Annotated in this window: 17 protein-coding genes; all 17 read right to left on the bottom strand. The window is 42.1% G+C overall.

Going from position 1 to position 15,493, the window contains the following annotated elements; all coding sequences use genetic code 11:
- Nucleotides 1–49 precede the first annotated feature (49 nt).
- The 17 genes from tsf to fliZ all read right to left on the bottom strand — a co-directional run bounded on the left by tsf (nucleotide 50) and on the right by fliZ (nucleotide 15,491).
- Nucleotides 50–931 (bottom strand): translation elongation factor Ts, encoded by an 882-nt coding sequence (gene tsf, locus HC660_RS08945; protein ID WP_029441263.1) that lies wholly within the window; start codon nucleotides 929–931, stop codon nucleotides 50–52.
- A 99-nt stretch (nucleotides 932–1,030) separates the two neighbouring features.
- On the bottom strand, nucleotides 1,031–1,771 hold the full coding sequence (gene rpsB, locus HC660_RS08940) for a 30S ribosomal protein S2 (RefSeq protein WP_010334272.1): 741 nt from the start codon (nucleotides 1,769–1,771) through the stop codon (nucleotides 1,031–1,033).
- A gap of 143 nt (nucleotides 1,772–1,914) precedes the next feature.
- The gene (locus HC660_RS08935) at nucleotides 1,915–2,418 is read right to left on the bottom strand and encodes a Swarming motility protein SwrB (protein ID WP_168747844.1); all 504 of its coding nucleotides are present in this window, start codon (nucleotides 2,416–2,418) and stop codon (nucleotides 1,915–1,917) included.
- Between the two features lie 29 nt (nucleotides 2,419–2,447).
- Entirely contained in the window at nucleotides 2,448–3,212 is a 765-nt protein-coding gene (sigD, locus tag HC660_RS08930; protein ID WP_010334270.1) for an RNA polymerase sigma-28 factor SigD, read from the bottom strand.
- A 22-nt stretch (nucleotides 3,213–3,234) separates the two neighbouring features.
- The gene (gene cheD / locus HC660_RS08925; RefSeq protein WP_024121416.1) at nucleotides 3,235–3,735 is read right to left on the bottom strand and encodes a chemoreceptor glutamine deamidase CheD; all 501 of its coding nucleotides are present in this window, start codon (nucleotides 3,733–3,735) and stop codon (nucleotides 3,235–3,237) included.
- Entirely contained in the window at nucleotides 3,732–4,361 is a 630-nt protein-coding gene (cheC, locus tag HC660_RS08920; RefSeq protein ID WP_024121415.1) for a CheY-P phosphatase CheC, read from the bottom strand. Before cheC ends, cheD begins: the two co-directional genes overlap by 4 nt.
- 18 nt (nucleotides 4,362–4,379) lie before the next feature.
- Nucleotides 4,380–4,850, bottom strand: coding sequence for a chemotaxis protein CheW (gene cheW, locus HC660_RS08915; protein WP_010334267.1), 471 nt, complete (start codon nucleotides 4,848–4,850; stop codon nucleotides 4,380–4,382).
- Nucleotides 4,851–4,871: 21 nt separating this feature from the next.
- A complete protein-coding gene (cheA, locus tag HC660_RS08910; protein ID WP_168747842.1) occupies nucleotides 4,872–6,890 on the bottom strand; it encodes a chemotaxis protein CheA in 2,019 nt (672 codons plus the stop codon).
- A 5-nt stretch (nucleotides 6,891–6,895) separates the two neighbouring features.
- Nucleotides 6,896–7,969: a protein-glutamate O-methylesterase CheB gene (gene cheB, locus HC660_RS08905; protein WP_168747840.1), complete on the bottom strand. Its 1,074-nt coding sequence runs from the start codon at nucleotides 7,967–7,969 to the stop codon at nucleotides 6,896–6,898.
- Nucleotide 7,970: 1 nt separating this feature from the next.
- The gene (locus HC660_RS08900) at nucleotides 7,971–8,867 is read right to left on the bottom strand and encodes a MinD/ParA family protein (RefSeq protein ID WP_168747838.1); all 897 of its coding nucleotides are present in this window, start codon (nucleotides 8,865–8,867) and stop codon (nucleotides 7,971–7,973) included.
- Nucleotides 8,858–9,955 carry a flagellar biosynthesis protein FlhF gene (locus tag HC660_RS08895; protein WP_168747835.1) on the bottom strand — a complete coding sequence of 366 codons (1,098 nt, stop codon included), beginning with the start codon at nucleotides 9,953–9,955 and terminating at the stop codon, nucleotides 8,858–8,860. The genes HC660_RS08900 and HC660_RS08895 overlap by 10 nt, the downstream gene beginning before the upstream one ends.
- Nucleotides 9,955–11,988 carry a flagellar biosynthesis protein FlhA gene (gene flhA / locus HC660_RS08890; RefSeq protein ID WP_244956488.1) on the bottom strand — a complete coding sequence of 678 codons (2,034 nt, stop codon included), beginning with the start codon at nucleotides 11,986–11,988 and terminating at the stop codon, nucleotides 9,955–9,957. The genes HC660_RS08895 and flhA overlap by 1 nt, the downstream gene beginning before the upstream one ends.
- Nucleotides 11,989–12,020: 32 nt before the next feature.
- Nucleotides 12,021–13,103 carry a flagellar biosynthesis protein FlhB gene (flhB, locus tag HC660_RS08885; RefSeq protein ID WP_168747832.1) on the bottom strand — a complete coding sequence of 361 codons (1,083 nt, stop codon included), beginning with the start codon at nucleotides 13,101–13,103 and terminating at the stop codon, nucleotides 12,021–12,023.
- Entirely contained in the window at nucleotides 13,103–13,882 is a 780-nt protein-coding gene (gene fliR, locus HC660_RS08880) for a flagellar biosynthetic protein FliR (RefSeq protein ID WP_168747830.1), read from the bottom strand. The genes flhB and fliR overlap by 1 nt, the downstream gene beginning before the upstream one ends.
- A 7-nt stretch (nucleotides 13,883–13,889) precedes the next feature.
- Nucleotides 13,890–14,159, bottom strand: a complete 270-nt coding sequence (gene fliQ, locus HC660_RS08875; protein WP_010334259.1) for a flagellar biosynthesis protein FliQ — start codon at nucleotides 14,157–14,159, stop codon at nucleotides 13,890–13,892.
- A gap of 14 nt (nucleotides 14,160–14,173) precedes the next feature.
- Nucleotides 14,174–14,839: a flagellar type III secretion system pore protein FliP gene (fliP, locus tag HC660_RS08870; RefSeq protein WP_010334258.1), complete on the bottom strand. Its 666-nt coding sequence runs from the start codon at nucleotides 14,837–14,839 to the stop codon at nucleotides 14,174–14,176.
- Nucleotides 14,832–15,491, bottom strand: coding sequence for a flagella biosynthesis regulatory protein FliZ (gene fliZ, locus HC660_RS08865; protein ID WP_010334257.1), 660 nt, complete (start codon nucleotides 15,489–15,491; stop codon nucleotides 14,832–14,834). The genes fliP and fliZ overlap by 8 nt, the downstream gene beginning before the upstream one ends.
- Nucleotides 15,492–15,493: the final 2 nt, after the last annotated feature.

Below are 15,493 nucleotides of genomic sequence, written 5' to 3'. Positions count from 1 at the left end.
CCCTATACTGCCTGAAAAGACGCGACTTGATCGCGAAATCTTTTCACCATTATTTTTTCACTTGGTTCATTACTTCTTCAGCAAAGTTTTCTTGACGTTTTTCGATACCTTCTCCAACTTCATAGCGAACGAAAGTTTCAACAGTTGCGTTTTTCGCTGCAACAACTTGTTTCACTTTTTCATCTGGGTTTTTAACGAATGCTTGGTCTAAAAGACAAATTTCTTCGAAGAATTTGTTCAGACGGCCTTCAACCATTTTCGCTACGATGTTTTCAGGTTTTCCTTCTTGAAGAGCTTGCTGAGTTAAGATTTGACGCTCATGGTCTGTTTCTTCTGCTGATACTTGGTCACGAGAAATGTAACGAGGGTTAACCGCAGCAACATGCATTGCGATATCTTTTGCAGTTTCTTCGTCAGTTGTACCGTTAAGAACAGTTAATACGCCGATGCGTCCGCCCATGTGAAGGTAAGCACCGAATGCAGAGCTGTCGTCTTTTGTAAGAACAGCAAAGCGGCGAAGAGTGATTTTCTCACCGATTTTAGCTACTGCACTTGTAATGTACTCTTCTACAGTAGATCCGTTGTCCATTTTTTGTCCCATTGCTTCTTCAACATCTGCAGGAGTGTTTGCAAGAAGGTGGTCAGCTAATGTGTTAAGAAGCTCTATGAAGCCTTCGTTTTTCGCAACGAAATCAGTTTCAGAGTTTACTTCTAAAATAACACCTTTGTTGCCGTCAGTTTTAATTAGAGTTGAACCTTCTGCTGCGATACGGTCAGCTTTCTTCGCTGCTTTTGCAATTCCTTTTTCTCTAAGAAGGTCAATTGCTTTGTCCATATCTCCATCAGTTTCAGTTAACGCTTTTTTACAATCCATCATACCCGCGCCAGTTTTTTGACGCAGTTCTTTTACTTGCTGTGCAGTAATAGCCATTTGTATTCCTCCTTATATGTTTAAACAAGATATGTATCATTACATTTTTCTTGAAAAAAGGTGATAAAAGGCAGTCCCTCTTATCACCTTTTGAATAGGTTACGCAGTTGTTGTTTCTGTTTCTGGTGCAGTATCTTCAGCAACTTCCGCTTCTTCTTCGCCTTGCTTCGCTTCTAAGATTGCATCTGCCATTTTAGAAGTTAGAAGTTTAACAGCGCGGATAGCGTCATCGTTCGCAGGAATTACAACATCGATTTCATCAGGATCACAGTTAGTATCTACAATTCCGATGATAGGGATGTTTAATTTGCGAGCTTCAGCAACAGCGATGCGCTCTTTACGAGGATCGATGATGAATAATGCATCAGGAAGATCCTTCATTTCTTTAATTCCGCCTAGGAATTTTTCAAGACGCTCTAATTCTTTTTTCAATTGAACGACTTCTTTTTTAGGAAGTACTTCAAACGTACCGTTTTCTTGCATTTTTTCAATGTCTTTAAGACGTTTAATACGTTTTTGGATTGTTTCAAAGTTTGTTAATGTACCGCCCAACCAGCGTTGGTTGACATAGTACATGCCAGAGCGTTGAGCTTCTTCTTTAACAGAATCTTGAGCTTGTTTTTTTGTTCCAACGAAAAGGATTCTTCCGCCTTCAGCAGCAAGATTTTTAGTGAAGTTGTAAGCTTCCTCTACTTTTTTGACTGTTTTTTGAAGGTCAATGATGTAGATTCCGTTACGCTCCGTGAAAATATAACGCTTCATTTTTGGGTTCCAACGGCGTGTTTGGTGACCGAAGTGAACACCAGCTTCAAGCAATTGCTTCATAGAAATGACTGACATGTTATTTCCTCCTAATATAATGGTTTTTTTCCTCCGCTTAGGTCATTTTTGTGCAGAACTGCCGCCTGCAGCACCCTCTGCATAAATCGTTAAGCGTGTGTATTTAACACCAAGACATAATATAACACAGCTTTATGCGACAATCAAGAATCCTTTACAGCTTTGGAGCGAAATTTTAAAAATAGCTCGATTTCTGTCTTTCCGCTCTTCAATTTCTGAGCAATTTCACCAGCTGAATATCCCTGCTCATGTAATGCCATAACTTGATCTTCAAATGATCGGGCATCGCTGTTTACGTTCTCTTCCGTCCTCTCAACCTCATTGATGAGACCTTCGATATGCTCGGGAAGAGTGTTATCTTCTTCCTGAACAGCATTCCGCTCTGAATGTTGTTCAGCGTGCAGATGCTCCGTCTTCTGTTTTTCTTCAGTTTGACTAGAAGCTGCATCCAAGTTGTCTATCAACTTCTCATTTTCTTCTTTTAATTCAAGAAGAAATGCCGCAAGTGTGTTCTCCGTCTCTTCCAGCATCTTCTTTTGCTGTTTTTCTGTTTCTTTCACAGCTGCGAGCCTCATATACAGGATGATGACAGCGTACAGAAGAACGCCGTGAAGCGTGAAGCTTAAAAGCCATAATAGTGTTGACATGTTTTTCACTCGCTAATCATGAGAATTCTTTATTGAATTACTTTTTCCAGCAAATTCTTTAATTTAAATAGTGCCTTTGAATGTATTTGTGATATACGGGACGTAGAAAGATTCAATACCTGTCCGATTTCTGTCAATGTCAATTCCTCTTTATAGAACAAACTGACCACAAGCTGTTCTTTCTCAGAGAGTTCGTGAATCTTGTCCGCAAGCTGCGCAATCAGTTCATCTTTCATGATCTTTTCTTCCGGCGGGACATTTTTGTCATCTCTGATCATGACCTGGATGTTTTCCCCGTCATCCTGATCATGAAGCTTTTCGTCAATTGACAGCAGGTTTGCAAAAAAACCTTCATTCATTGTTGACACTACATCCTGTTCCGTCATTCCGAGTTCCTCTGCAATTTCTGCGGGCGATACATTCCGAAGGTAGCGCTGTTCAAGCTTTTCAATCGCCGCTTCTACCTTCTTTGTTTTTTCACGCGAGGTTCTGGGCAGCCAATCCTCTTTACGAAGCCCGTCAATAATTGCACCGCGAATTCTAAACGAGGCGTAGGTATCAAATTTTAAGTCCCGGCTAGGGTCAAATTTTTCAAGGGCATCATATAAACCAAGCATACCAAGGCTCATAAGATCGTCTTTATGCACCGATTTTGGCAGTCCGACAGAAATTCTGCCTACATGATATGTGACAAGCGGCATATAACGGCGCATTAAATCATCACCGGCCTTAGGATCTTTCCACTCTTTCCAGCGCGACCAAAGCACCTGATCTTCATAATTCAAGGATTGCATTGTTATCCCCCTAATACCTTAATTAAATCGTTTTTTCACCTTGTTTAACAGTTCGAATATGCAGCATGCAGGACTTCGGTTCAAATTCTATCGTCCGGCCGCTTGAGCCGCCCGTATCTTCACTGATAATCGGAATATTATATAATGACAGCTGTTCCTTTATCGCTAAGACATTTCTCGGTCCGATCTTCATCAAATCATTCGTCATTTTAAATTTAAACATCTCTGATCCACCGGCAAGCTTTGCTTTTAACGCAAACTTTCGGCAGCCCGCTTCTACCAGCATATCAATCGTAGCTTTTACAGCGGTATCGGCATATTTTGCCCGATTGAGTTCAGCTGTTTTGGATAACGTCGAATCCGGCAACATGACATGAACAAGCCCCGCCGTTTGCTTTTCTTTATCGTAAAGCACCAGCCCCACACACGACCCTAAACCAGACGTCCGGATCGAATCCGGGAAGCGGGCAATCTTCACGTCCGCAATTCCAACCTTTACAACAGCAGCCTCAGTCGTACTCATAATGAAGCACCCAAGGCAACAAAGAGCTTTTCAAATGAATCATAGTCCGGCAGCATAAACATATGCGCTTTTAGCTCCTGCTGATGGCTTTGATCAAAAATTGACGTGTCAACAACAATTGCATGTTCCCCAACCTGACTGAGCTCCATCAGACCTTCACTGATGACAGCACCGAACATGTCCAGTGAAACTTCTGGAACACTCGGGTAAAGCTGGAGTTTCGTCAAATCAGCCAATGCCGTTAAATATGATCCTGCTAAAATATTGCCCAGTTCATGCAAAGCGGAAGAACTCATATGATCTTCACCCAAATTTTCAATATCAAAATCCGGGTTGCCTATCAGCTCTCTGATAAACTGTTCCGCCTGATAAAAAGGCATTATAAAGAACATCGAGCCCGTCAAATCGCCTTCCATTCTTAAAAAAATGCTGGCGACCGGCATTTCTGCTCCGCCGAAAAAGTCTACAAGTTCATCAAACGATAATAACTTTGCAAACGGGACTTCCATATCAATCTTTCTATTTAACAGCTGGGCCATTGCAGAAGCAGAGTGGCCGGCTCCGATATTGCCGACTTCCCGCAAAATGTCCATCTGCTCTTCTTTGATTCCATTAAAAATACTCATGTCATAACCCCTTTAAGATTAAGCTTGATCGGGCACAGCGGACTGAGATGATTCTTTATCCAAAACCGCATTTGCATCAATAATATTTAAGAGCCTGTTCTCTTGTTTTACAATCTGTTTGATCGACACATACGTGTCTTTTTGAACACTTTCTGGAGCGGACTCTATTTCACTTTCCTGTACTGTTATGACATCATTTGCTTCATCCACTATCCAGCCGACTTCAATATCACGATAAGCAATAATGATAATTCGTGTTTCATCGGTAATTTCATACTCAGGCAAGCTGAGACGCTTTCTTAAATCAATAACTGGAGTCACCACGCCGCGCAAATTGATCACTCCGCAAATATAAGGCTCAACCCCTGGCACTCTCGTCGGCTTTTGCCATTTCTCAATTGATTTCACCTGAGTGACAGAAATGGCATATTCTTTGCCGTTTACCATAAAGACAATCATTTTTTCGCCTGTTTTAATTTCTGCAGTCATGTGAGACACCTCCTCGTATGGTTAAATAATCAGTGCGTTACAATCGATAATGAGCGCTACTTCTCCGTCTCCTAAAATAGTAGCTCCGGAAATTGCAAAGACGTTTGTTAAATAATCTCCGAGTGATTTCAGCACAACTTCCTGCTGGCCAATAAAGGAGTCCACCACAAATGCAGTAGGTTTGTCGCCTTTTTTCACGACAATGATATGGAGCTGTTCCGCATCTTGTCTAGTATCTTCTATTTTAAACTCTTCTTTTAAATAAACGACAGGGACAATATGGCCTCTAAAATCGATGACTTCACGGTCATGCGTTTGCAGAATGTCTTTTCTATCGATAACGGCCGTTTCAATTATAGAAGAAATCGGAATCGCAAATGTCTCTTCTTCTAATTTGATCAGCAGAACTGAAATAATGGACAATGTAAGCGGAAGCTGGATGCTGAATAGTGATCCTTGTCCTTCTGCAGATTTCACACTGACTGAACCGCCGAGTGATTCGAGTTTGTTTTTTACAACATCAAGTCCGACGCCCCGTCCGGAAATATCCGAAATTTGATCAGCTGTAGAGAACCCCGGAGCAAATATCAATTCATAAATTTCATTGTCTTCTAATGTTTCAGCTTCTCTTTCTGTAATGACACCGCGCTCAAGCGCTTTTTCAAGGATTTTTTTTCGATTAAGGCCTGCTCCGTCATCCTCCACTTCAATAAAGACGTGATTTCCGCTGTGATAAGCTTTCAGCACAACTTTGCCAGACTCAGGTTTCCCTTTTTGCAAACGCGTTTCCGGAGACTCAATCCCATGGTCAATACTGTTTCTGATTAAGTGAACGAGCGGATCTCCAATTTCATCAATTACTGTTCGATCAAGTTCTGTTTCCGCGCCGATGATGGAGAGTTCGATTTTTTTATTCAGCTCTTTTTGAAGCTGGCGAATCATTCTCGGGAAACGGTTAAAAACGGTTTCAACCGGAACCATTCTCATGTTGAGTATAATAGACTGCAAATCGCCGGAAATTCTCGTCATTCGCTCTACTGTTTCAGTCAATTCATTGTGCTCAAGCTCTTTTGCAATCTGCTCAAGACGCCCGCGGTCAATGACAAGCTCTTCAAACAGGTTCATTAAAGAATCAAGTCTGTCAATATTGACACGAATTGTTTTAGATCCGCCGGCTGTATGCTTCGACTGTTCATCGTTTTTAGCAGGCTGCTTTTGTTTGTCCTGCTTAACAGGTGTCTGTGCAGCAGCTGGTATATCCGCCTGAGGCTCTTCCGGTTTTTCAGCTGGTTGTAGAGGCGAGCCCTGAATAATTTCAACCTGCTCAACCTCTGAAACTCCGTTGATGATCTGTTCAACGTCTTCTGCCGTTTGATTCGTTAAGAAGCAAACCTGGAAGTCAGTGCCGAAATCTTCCGTCTCAAGCACTTCCGCACTCGGTATTGTTTTGGCTACCTCTCCGATTTCATTTAGCTTTTCAAAAACCATATATACACGGACTGCTTTTAACATACAGTCTTCTTTCAGAGAAATTGTAATTTCATACCGTTTGAAACCCTGCTCCTCTGCTTCTTCTATTACTGTTCGTTCAAACTCATCATATTCCCAGTCAGATGCTGAACCCTTCGCTTCAGCAGGTTCCGCTGAAGCAGCAGTCTCAGCATGCACACCGTTCACGTCAAGCTTTGCGCTCACTTCAGAGATGTCTCTTTTACCATCCCCGCCGTCAATAATAGACTGAACCATTGCTTCCAGATGATCCAGAGCTTCAAACAAGATATCCATCCAGTCTGATGTAACTGCCATATCTCCGTTTCGAAAAGCATCCAATACATTTTCAAGCAAATGGGTTAAATGGGCTAAATCCGTATAACCCATTGTTGCACTCATTCCTTTTAGTGTATGGGCAGCCCTGAATATATCGTGGATGAGCTGAAGATCTGTCGGGTCTTTCTCTAAAAGGAGCAGCTTTTCATTACATGTTTGTAAATGTTCTTTACTTTCATCAATAAAGACATCTAAATATTGATTCATATCCATTTGAATCACACCCTCTCTTTTTTCACACAGCTTGTGATGGATGCTGCGATATCTTCCACATGTTTAATTTCATGAACGAGGCCCGCCTTAACGGCTGCTTTCGGCATCCCAAATACAACACAAGATTCTTCAGACTCTGCAATGGTTTTCACATTGCCGGACGCAAGCATGTCCTTAAGACCGGCAGTACCGTCGCTGCCCATTCCAGTCATAATGACCGCTACTTTTTCATAGTCTGCAAGTTTGCCGACAGAACGGAACAAGTAGTCTGCTGATGGTTTGTGACGGCTTGGTGTATCGTGATTATCAAGCACGATTTTAAGGCTGCCGCTGTTTTTGATAACGGATATGTTTTTTCCCCCCGGAGCTATGTACACACAGCCGTTAATAGCTGCTTCTCCATCTTTTGCTTCCTTTACATGAATGTCAGACAGATGGTTCAGCCGATCAGCCAGAGAAGCAGTAAAACCTTCAGGCATGTGCTGTACAACGACTACAGGCGCGTTTAAATCTTTAGGAAGCTTTGGTATTACCTTTTGAAGCGCCCTTGGGCCGCCCGTTGACGTGCCGATACAAACAATATGTCTGTTTGGACCAGATTTTGGCTGACTCCATACTGGCTTAGCGATGGGTTTAGGTTTAGGCTCAGGCCGAATGACCGTCGGAGCCGCAGCTTTTTGGTGAGTAGAACGTCCAGCCGCGATGACCCGCTCAACTAATTGTTCTTTAATTTTGTATAAATCTAGAGATATAGAACCAGATGGCTTTGTAATAAAATCAAAGGCTCCTATCTCTAAACAGTTAATCGTGCACTCTTTTCCTTGCTGGGTCTGACTTGAAACCATAATAACCGGCAGCTGATAAATCTCAATAATTTTCCGTAGTGTGTCTGTTCCATTCATCACCGGCATTTCAATATCAAGTGTAATAACATCCGGTTTCAGCAACTCTATCTTTTTAAGTGCCTCTTCTCCGTTTCTCGCAGTTCCGATTACTTCTATCTGCTTTTCCTCGGTTAGAAAATCACTTATCATTTTTCTCATAAATGCCGAATCATCAACTACAAGCACACGAATCAAATTAAGCCCTCCTCATTAAAAAAGAAGATAATTTCTCAATAAATGTCTGTTTTTCTTCTTTGTGTCTAGTTTCTTCTCTTTCAAACAAGGCGTCCGCTAAGAGACGGACTGACCGGCTGGCTTTTGCCTGAGGACTTTTTAATAAAAAAGGAACCTGTTCGACAACTGCTTCGCTCACGATCACGTCGTCAGGGACTGAACCGGCAAACTGAACCGCTTCGCCTAAAAACATCTGAATGGTCCGGGAAAGGCGGGTAAAAGCGTCAAGCCCTTCCTTTTGACCACGGCACCGATTGACTGCTACTTTCATTGAAAGCTGATTTCCTGTCAGAGCGAGATGTTTGACAGCGCTGTATGCATCCATAATGGCTGTAGGCTCCGGGGTTGTTATGATCAAAATGTCTTCTGCTGATAAAATAAAAGGCAGCTGGTCTTTTGATAAGCCCGCCCCCATGTCAAACAGTACATAATCGAACTGACTTAACGCATGAGAAAGCTCATTAGCAAAAAAGGGCCATTTTTCCTGGTCCAGCTGAAACATCACATCCAGCCCAGTTCCGCCAGATATATACCGTAGACCCTTTGGCCCTGTAGATATGGATTGCATAAAAGGCTTGCGCTCAGTTAGAACATCAATAATCGTGGCGGAGGATGAGTTTCCCATTAATATATCAATGTTCCCCATTCCGATATCAAGATCAATAAGCAGTACCTTCTTACCTTTATCCTGCAGCGCAAGAGCCATATTTAAAGTGATATTGGATTTTCCGACACCGCCCTTGCCGCTGATGACTGCAAGTGTTTTAGCTTTCTGTTCAAAAACAATCGGCAGATCGCGCTGACGCTTCTTCATTTTCGCCCGTAAAGTTGCTGCTTGGTCAAATCTGTTCATCTGCACAGCATCCCTACAAACTCCCGCGGAGAGACTGTCTGTATATCCTCCGGCACATTCTGGCCGTTTGTGATAAACCCGGCGCCTATCTTCGATTCTGCCAGTATACTGAATACAGAGCCTAATGAAGCAGTCTCATCTATTTTAGTAAAGATAAACTGATTGACAGGAACAGATGAAAAACGTCTGACAACTTGTTTCATATCTTCATACTTTGCAGTCGCTGACAAAACGAGAAATGACTGAATGCTGCTTTCAAAAGGAATCGTCTCTTTCAGTTCATCAATATATTGCTGTTCTCTGAAGTTTCTGCCTGCTGTATCGATAAATACATGATCATATTCAGCAAATAATTCTTTCGCCCGCTGAAATTCCTCTTTTGTATAACAAACTTCCAGAGGAGCCTGCAGCAGCTCGGCATATGTTTTCAACTGTTCAACAGCTGCAATCCGGTAAGTATCTGTTGTAATAAAAGCAATTTTTTTCTGTTTTTCAAGCAGAGAAGACGCTGCTAGTTTTGCAAGCGTTGTTGTTTTTCCCGCACCCGTCGAACCAAACAGCACGATATATTTCGAATGAATGGGCTCCTGCCACTTGTTTGCTGGAGGAAGTGCCTCGCACAGAATATCCTGAAGTTTACCGACCACATTTTCTTCCGTCAGTCCGCCCGATTCAACAGAGAATTGCAGTATTTTTTTCATAGTACTGGTCTTAATTGATTCATTAACACCGGTTTCATCCAAAAGCAGTTCAGCTTTTCTGAGCGATTCAGGAAGTACGGATTGATAAGCTGAAAAATCGCCTGGCTCAGATTGAGCAGGCATTTGAGGGGTTATCCCCTCCTCTATTTTCGGACTGCTGACAGGTGATTTTGACGTTTGTTTCGGCTCTGCTGCCTTTTCAGCTGTCTTTTTCTCGAGAAAATCTTGATCCAATACAGCAATTACTTCAACAGCCGGTTTTTTTAAAAGCCCGAACCATTTTCGCTTATTGATTTTTTTAGAATTTAGTATAACCGCTTCATTCCCTAGTTCTTTTCTGATAAGAAGTGCCGCTTCTTGCATTGAAGCAGCAGTAAATTTTTTGATTTTCATTAAATATCCACCACTCCAATGCTTTGAACTTCGACATTAGCCTCAAGCTCGTTATAAGAAAGAACAGGGAGATCTGGAAAATATCGTTCCAGAAGCTGTTTCACATACATCCTTACAGGCGGCGAGCAAAGAAGGATCGCAGTTTCTTGCCGTATTGAGAGCTGTTCGGCTTCTTTTGCAACAGAGCGCACAATACTTTCCGACACATCAGGTTCAAGCGACAAATAGTTCCCATGTTCTGTTTGCTGTACGCCGTCAGCAATAGCCTTTTCTACACGGCCCGAGCAAGTGATAACTTTTAACACTTCATTTTCTTTGGCAAACTGGGCAGTAATTTGCTTAGCAAGCGCCTGCCTTGTGTACTCTGTCAAAAGATCAGAGTCTGTTGTCAGTTTTCCATAATCGGCAAGCGTTTCAAAAATGGTTACCAAATTGCGGATTGAAACTTTTTCTTTTAACAGCTTAGCAAGCACTTTCTGAATATCTCCGACAGATAATGGATTTGGCGTAACCTCTTCCACCAGGACCGGATACGTTTCTTTCAAATGATCAATCAGCTGTTTCGTCTCCTGTCTGCCGATTAATTCATGAGCATGCTGCTTAATTTTCTCTGTAATATGTGTTGAAACAACTGAAGCCGGATCTACAACTGTATAGCCCAACATGTCAGCTTCATCCTTCACTGATTCACCAATCCATTTGGCTGGAAGTCCAAACGACGGTTCTACTGTCTCGATCCCTTCAATCAAGTCGTCTTCAGGCGTAGGCGACATTGCTAGATAATGATCTAGTAATAACTCGCCTTTCGCTACTTCATTTCCTTTAATTTTTAATCGATATTCATTGGGCTGCAAAGCAATATTGTCTCTGATACGCACGACAGGAATGACAAGCCCAAGTTCCAGCGCCAGCTGACGGCGAATCATCACAATCCGGTCTAATAAATCCCCGCCCTGATTAGCATCCGCCAACGGAATCAGGCCATAGCCAAACTCGAATTCTATCGGATCTATATGCAAGAGCTGTACAACACTTTCGGGGCTTTTGAGCTCGTCAACTTCAGCCTCTTCCTCAAGAATCTCATCCACTTCTTCTTTTTCCTTGCCTGTTTTAGATAGCGTATAACCGCCAAAAGCAAGCAGACCTGCAAGCGGCCCTGTTAGGAAAATACCAATCGGAGTAAACAAGCCAAGAAGCAGAATGGTTGCTGCTGTAACATATAAGAGCTTTGGATAAGCGAACAGCTGGCCTGTGATGTCATGACCTAAGTTTCCTTCGGAGGCTGCTCTTGTCACGACAATACCTGTAGCTGTAGAAATTAAAAGTGCCGGAATTTGCGATACAATTCCATCCCCTACAGTCAGCATCGTAAAATGAGAGGCGGCCTCTTGTATCGCCATGCCTTGCTGCAGCATACCGATAATGATTCCGAAAATGCTATTGATCATGACAATAATAATTCCGGCAATTGCATCACCTTTCACAAATTTGCTGGCACCGTCCATCGCACCGTAAAAGTCTGCTTCCCGAGCTACTTTTTCACGGCGGTGTTTCGCTTCCTGTTCATTGATCATGCCTGCATTTAAATCTGCATCAATACTCATCTGCTTCCCCGGCATTGCATCAAGCGTAAATCTTGCCGCAACCTCGGAAACACGTTCCGCGCCCTTTGTGATGACGATAAACTGAATAATAATTAAGATAATAAATACAACAAGTCCGACTAAAACATTTCCGCCGACAACGAAGTTACCGAAGGTCTCAACAACCTTCCCTCCTTCACCGTGCGAAAGGATCGAACGCGTCGTGGACACATTCAAGCCCAGACGAAATAAGGTCAAAAGCAGCAGCAGAGACGGAAAAATCGAAAACTGCAGCGGTTCTTGCATATTCATTGTGGTGAGAAGCACGATCAACGCAAGAGAAATATTAATAATGATCAAAATACTTAACAGCCATGGAGGAAATGGTATCACCAGCATTGCCACAATGAGGACAACACTTATTAAAACGGATAAATCTCTTGTTGACATGCTGTTTTTTCTCTCCTTTTGAATCATAAAATTCAATTTACTTTTTGTTTCGTTTTAAATACGTAAGCCAGGATTTCTGCCAAGACTTTAAAAAACTCTTCCGGCACTGCCTGATCAATTTCAACCTGATCATATAACGCACGGGCAAGCGGCCTGTTTTCTACCATCATGACATCATGCTCTTTAGCAATCTTTCTTATTTTTAATGCAAGGTGGTCAACACCTTTTGCAACAATGTAAGGTGCGTCCATTTTTTCTTCGTCATATTTAAGTGCGATCGCATAGTGAGTCGGGTTTGTGATGATGACATCAGCTTTCGGCACTTCCTGCATCATCCGCCTCATTGCCATTTCCCGTTGTCTTTGCTTAATTTTAGACTTAATAATCGGGTCTCCCTCAGATTTTTTGTACTCATCTTTTATATCCTGCTTTGACATTTTGATATTTTTCTCATAGTCAAATCTCTGATATAAATAATCGAGTCCGGCAAGAATCAACAAAGCCCCTGCTCCGCTCAGCCCCATCCACAGGGTGAGTTTTGAAACAAAGGAAAGCGCTTCTTCAGGTGTCAAAAGCGGGAGACGGAGAATTTCTCCATAGTGCACCCAAAGCACAACAAACGCCGCAAACCCGACTACAGCAATTTTCAAAACCGATTTAAGCAGTTCTACAATCGCCCTCATGCTGTATATCCGTTTAAAGCCTTTTATCGGATCCAATTTTTCAAGCTTAGGCTGGATCACTTCCGTAGAAAATAAAAATCCAACCTGCATATAGTTGCTTACAACTCCTGCAACAAGAGCGACGAGCAGAATCGGAGCAAGTACGATGCCAGTATCCTTTAATAAGCTGATAAACAGGGTATGTACATTTGATTCTGAGAGCTTCATTGTGAGTGACTCCGTGTAAAATGTCTCTATAAATGACAGCAGCCTGTCTCTCATATACGGACCGATCGCAATAAACGAAAGGAAGATGACTAATAATGAAACGGCGGTATTCACATCAGAGCTTTTTGCAACCTGCCCTTTTTTTCTAGTATCCTTCCGTTTTTTCGGAGTGGCTTTCTCGGTCTTCTCTCCCGCAAAAAATTGGAGGTCAATTCTTAGCTTCATTAAGAAACACCGACCAATGCTAAAAGATTCCGCATCGTTTCAATCGTTAAGCCGAAAACATTCCGAACAACGACGAAGATAACGGACATACACACGATGAGCATGATAAAACTGACAGCGATCTTTAAAGGCAGACCGACAACAAATACATTTAATTGCGGAACCGCCCGGGCTACGATGCCTAATGCAAGATCCACAAGAAACAAACTGGCCACAACCGGTGCCGACATTTGAAATGCGATAATAAACATTGCATTAAAGCTTTTGGCGATAAGATAAGCAAACTTTTCATCGCCAAAATTCGGAAATGCCTGATCAACTGAAATATACTGAAAGCTGTAGTAAATACCGTCCAGCAGCAAATGATGCGCATTGACACTCAGCATAAACAAAAGAGCCATCGTATAGATAAACTGGCCAATCAATGGACTCTGTGCACCCGTTTGCGGATCGATAACGTTCGCAATTGAAAAACCCATCTGAAAATCAATAAACGAACCGGCTATCTGAACAGCAGCAATCATCATATAAGCAATCAAACCAAGACACAGCCCCACCAAAGCTTCTTTAAACGCCAGCAGCATATATTGCTCGTCAACCTCCATAGACGGGGGTTTATCAATCGTGCTGAAACATATGACTGCAAGAAAAAAAGCAAATCCGACACGATGTACAGCCGGTACGTTTCGGTGGCCGTATAACGGGACCGTTACAAAAAAAGCAGAGATTCTAATAAAAACCAATAAAAAAGCAGGAAATAAATCAATAATTGAATTCATCACTGTATTACCCTGCAAATCGATTTAAATTAGAAAACAGCTCTGTTGTGAACGAAAGGATCGTCGACAGCATCCATGGCCCGAAAAAAATCAGTGCCAACAGGACTGCCACGATTTTGGGAATAAACGCCAAAGTCTGTTCCTGGATTTGAGTTGTGGCCTGAAAGATACTGACGATTAATCCGACCAATAAAGCAATCGCAAGCAGAGGCGCGCTGATCATCAGCGTTACATATACAGCTTTTTCCGCCATAGAAATTACAAATTCTGAATTCACGTTTAGCACCTACCCTAAAAGCTCTGAAGCAAAGATTTCACAATTAAATACCAGCCGTCTACTAAAACAAAAAGTAAAATTTTAAAGGGCAGAGAAATCATAACTGGAGGGAGCATCATCATCCCCATTGACATCAGAACGCTCGCCACTACCATATCAATAATTAAAAAGGGGATAAAAATCATAAAGCCAATTTGAAACGCTGTTTTGAGCTCCGAAATGGCAAAAGCGGGAACCATCGTTGTAAGAGGAATATCTTTTAACGATTCGGGTTTATCCATTTTCGCGTAATTCATAAACAGTGCCAAATCCTTCTGCCTTGTATGCTTACTCATAAATTCTTTAATCGGTTCCTCAGCTTTTGTATACGCTTCTTCCAAACTGATTTTATTGTCCATCAATGGTGTCAGCGCTTCTTTATTAATCTCTGAAAAAGTGGGAGCCATAATAAAAAACGTTAAAAATAGCGCAAGGCCGATAAGGACCTGATTTGGCGGCATTGATTGCGTCGCCAGTGAAGTTCTGACAAAAGACAGAACGATGACGATGCGGGTAAAACAGGTCATAAGAATCAATATTCCAGGCGCCACTGAAAATACAGTTAACAATAATAGTAGTTTAACCGTTGAACTGACGTTATCCGGATCGCTTGAACTGAAAATATTTATAAACTCATTCATGATGACGTGGGCCTTTCTTTTTTCCTTCTGAACGGTTTTGTTTTAGCTCTTCAAGCTGCTCTTTTAATGCTTTTGAAAATGAAGTCAGCTTTTGCTGCGGCTGATTCTCAGAACCCTTTAGGGGTTTCGCAAGCTTTTGCCATTCTATTTTGCTTGACATCGCCTCTTCATGCTGACTGAGAATGTCTTCGATTTCCTTTTCATCCTCAATTTCTTTAAGAAGCTGGATTGTCTCTCCTACCCCAACGACGAGAACACTGTTGCCGACTTTAATCAATTGGATAGATCGGTTTTGGCCAACCGATGTTCCGCCGATATTTTCGACATATTGAAAAGGCTTTAGCAGCCGGTTTCTTTTGTTCATAAGCTTAACAAGCCCGTAAATCAGCGCGATGACAAACAATAAAGCGAAAATCATCTTCACAAAATCAAAGGCTGAAACAGAAGGAGCAGCAGCTCCCTCCGTCTCATCAGCAGTTTGTGTCGTTTTTTCTTTCTTTTGCTCTGACTTATCTGCGGTCTTTTCATCTTTCTTTTGAAACCATTCGTTTACAGTTGAATCTTCAGATGCCGCGGCATCAGCAGCAAGCGGATGTACACTGAATAAAATGAAAAAACATATAAAAGCAATGAAATATTGACTCTTTTTCAACA

This window comes from Bacillus mojavensis (assembly GCF_012648005.1).
Taxonomy (GTDB): domain Bacteria; phylum Bacillota; class Bacilli; order Bacillales; family Bacillaceae; genus Bacillus; species Bacillus mojavensis.
This window is presented reverse-complemented; position numbering and strand designations above follow the sequence as displayed.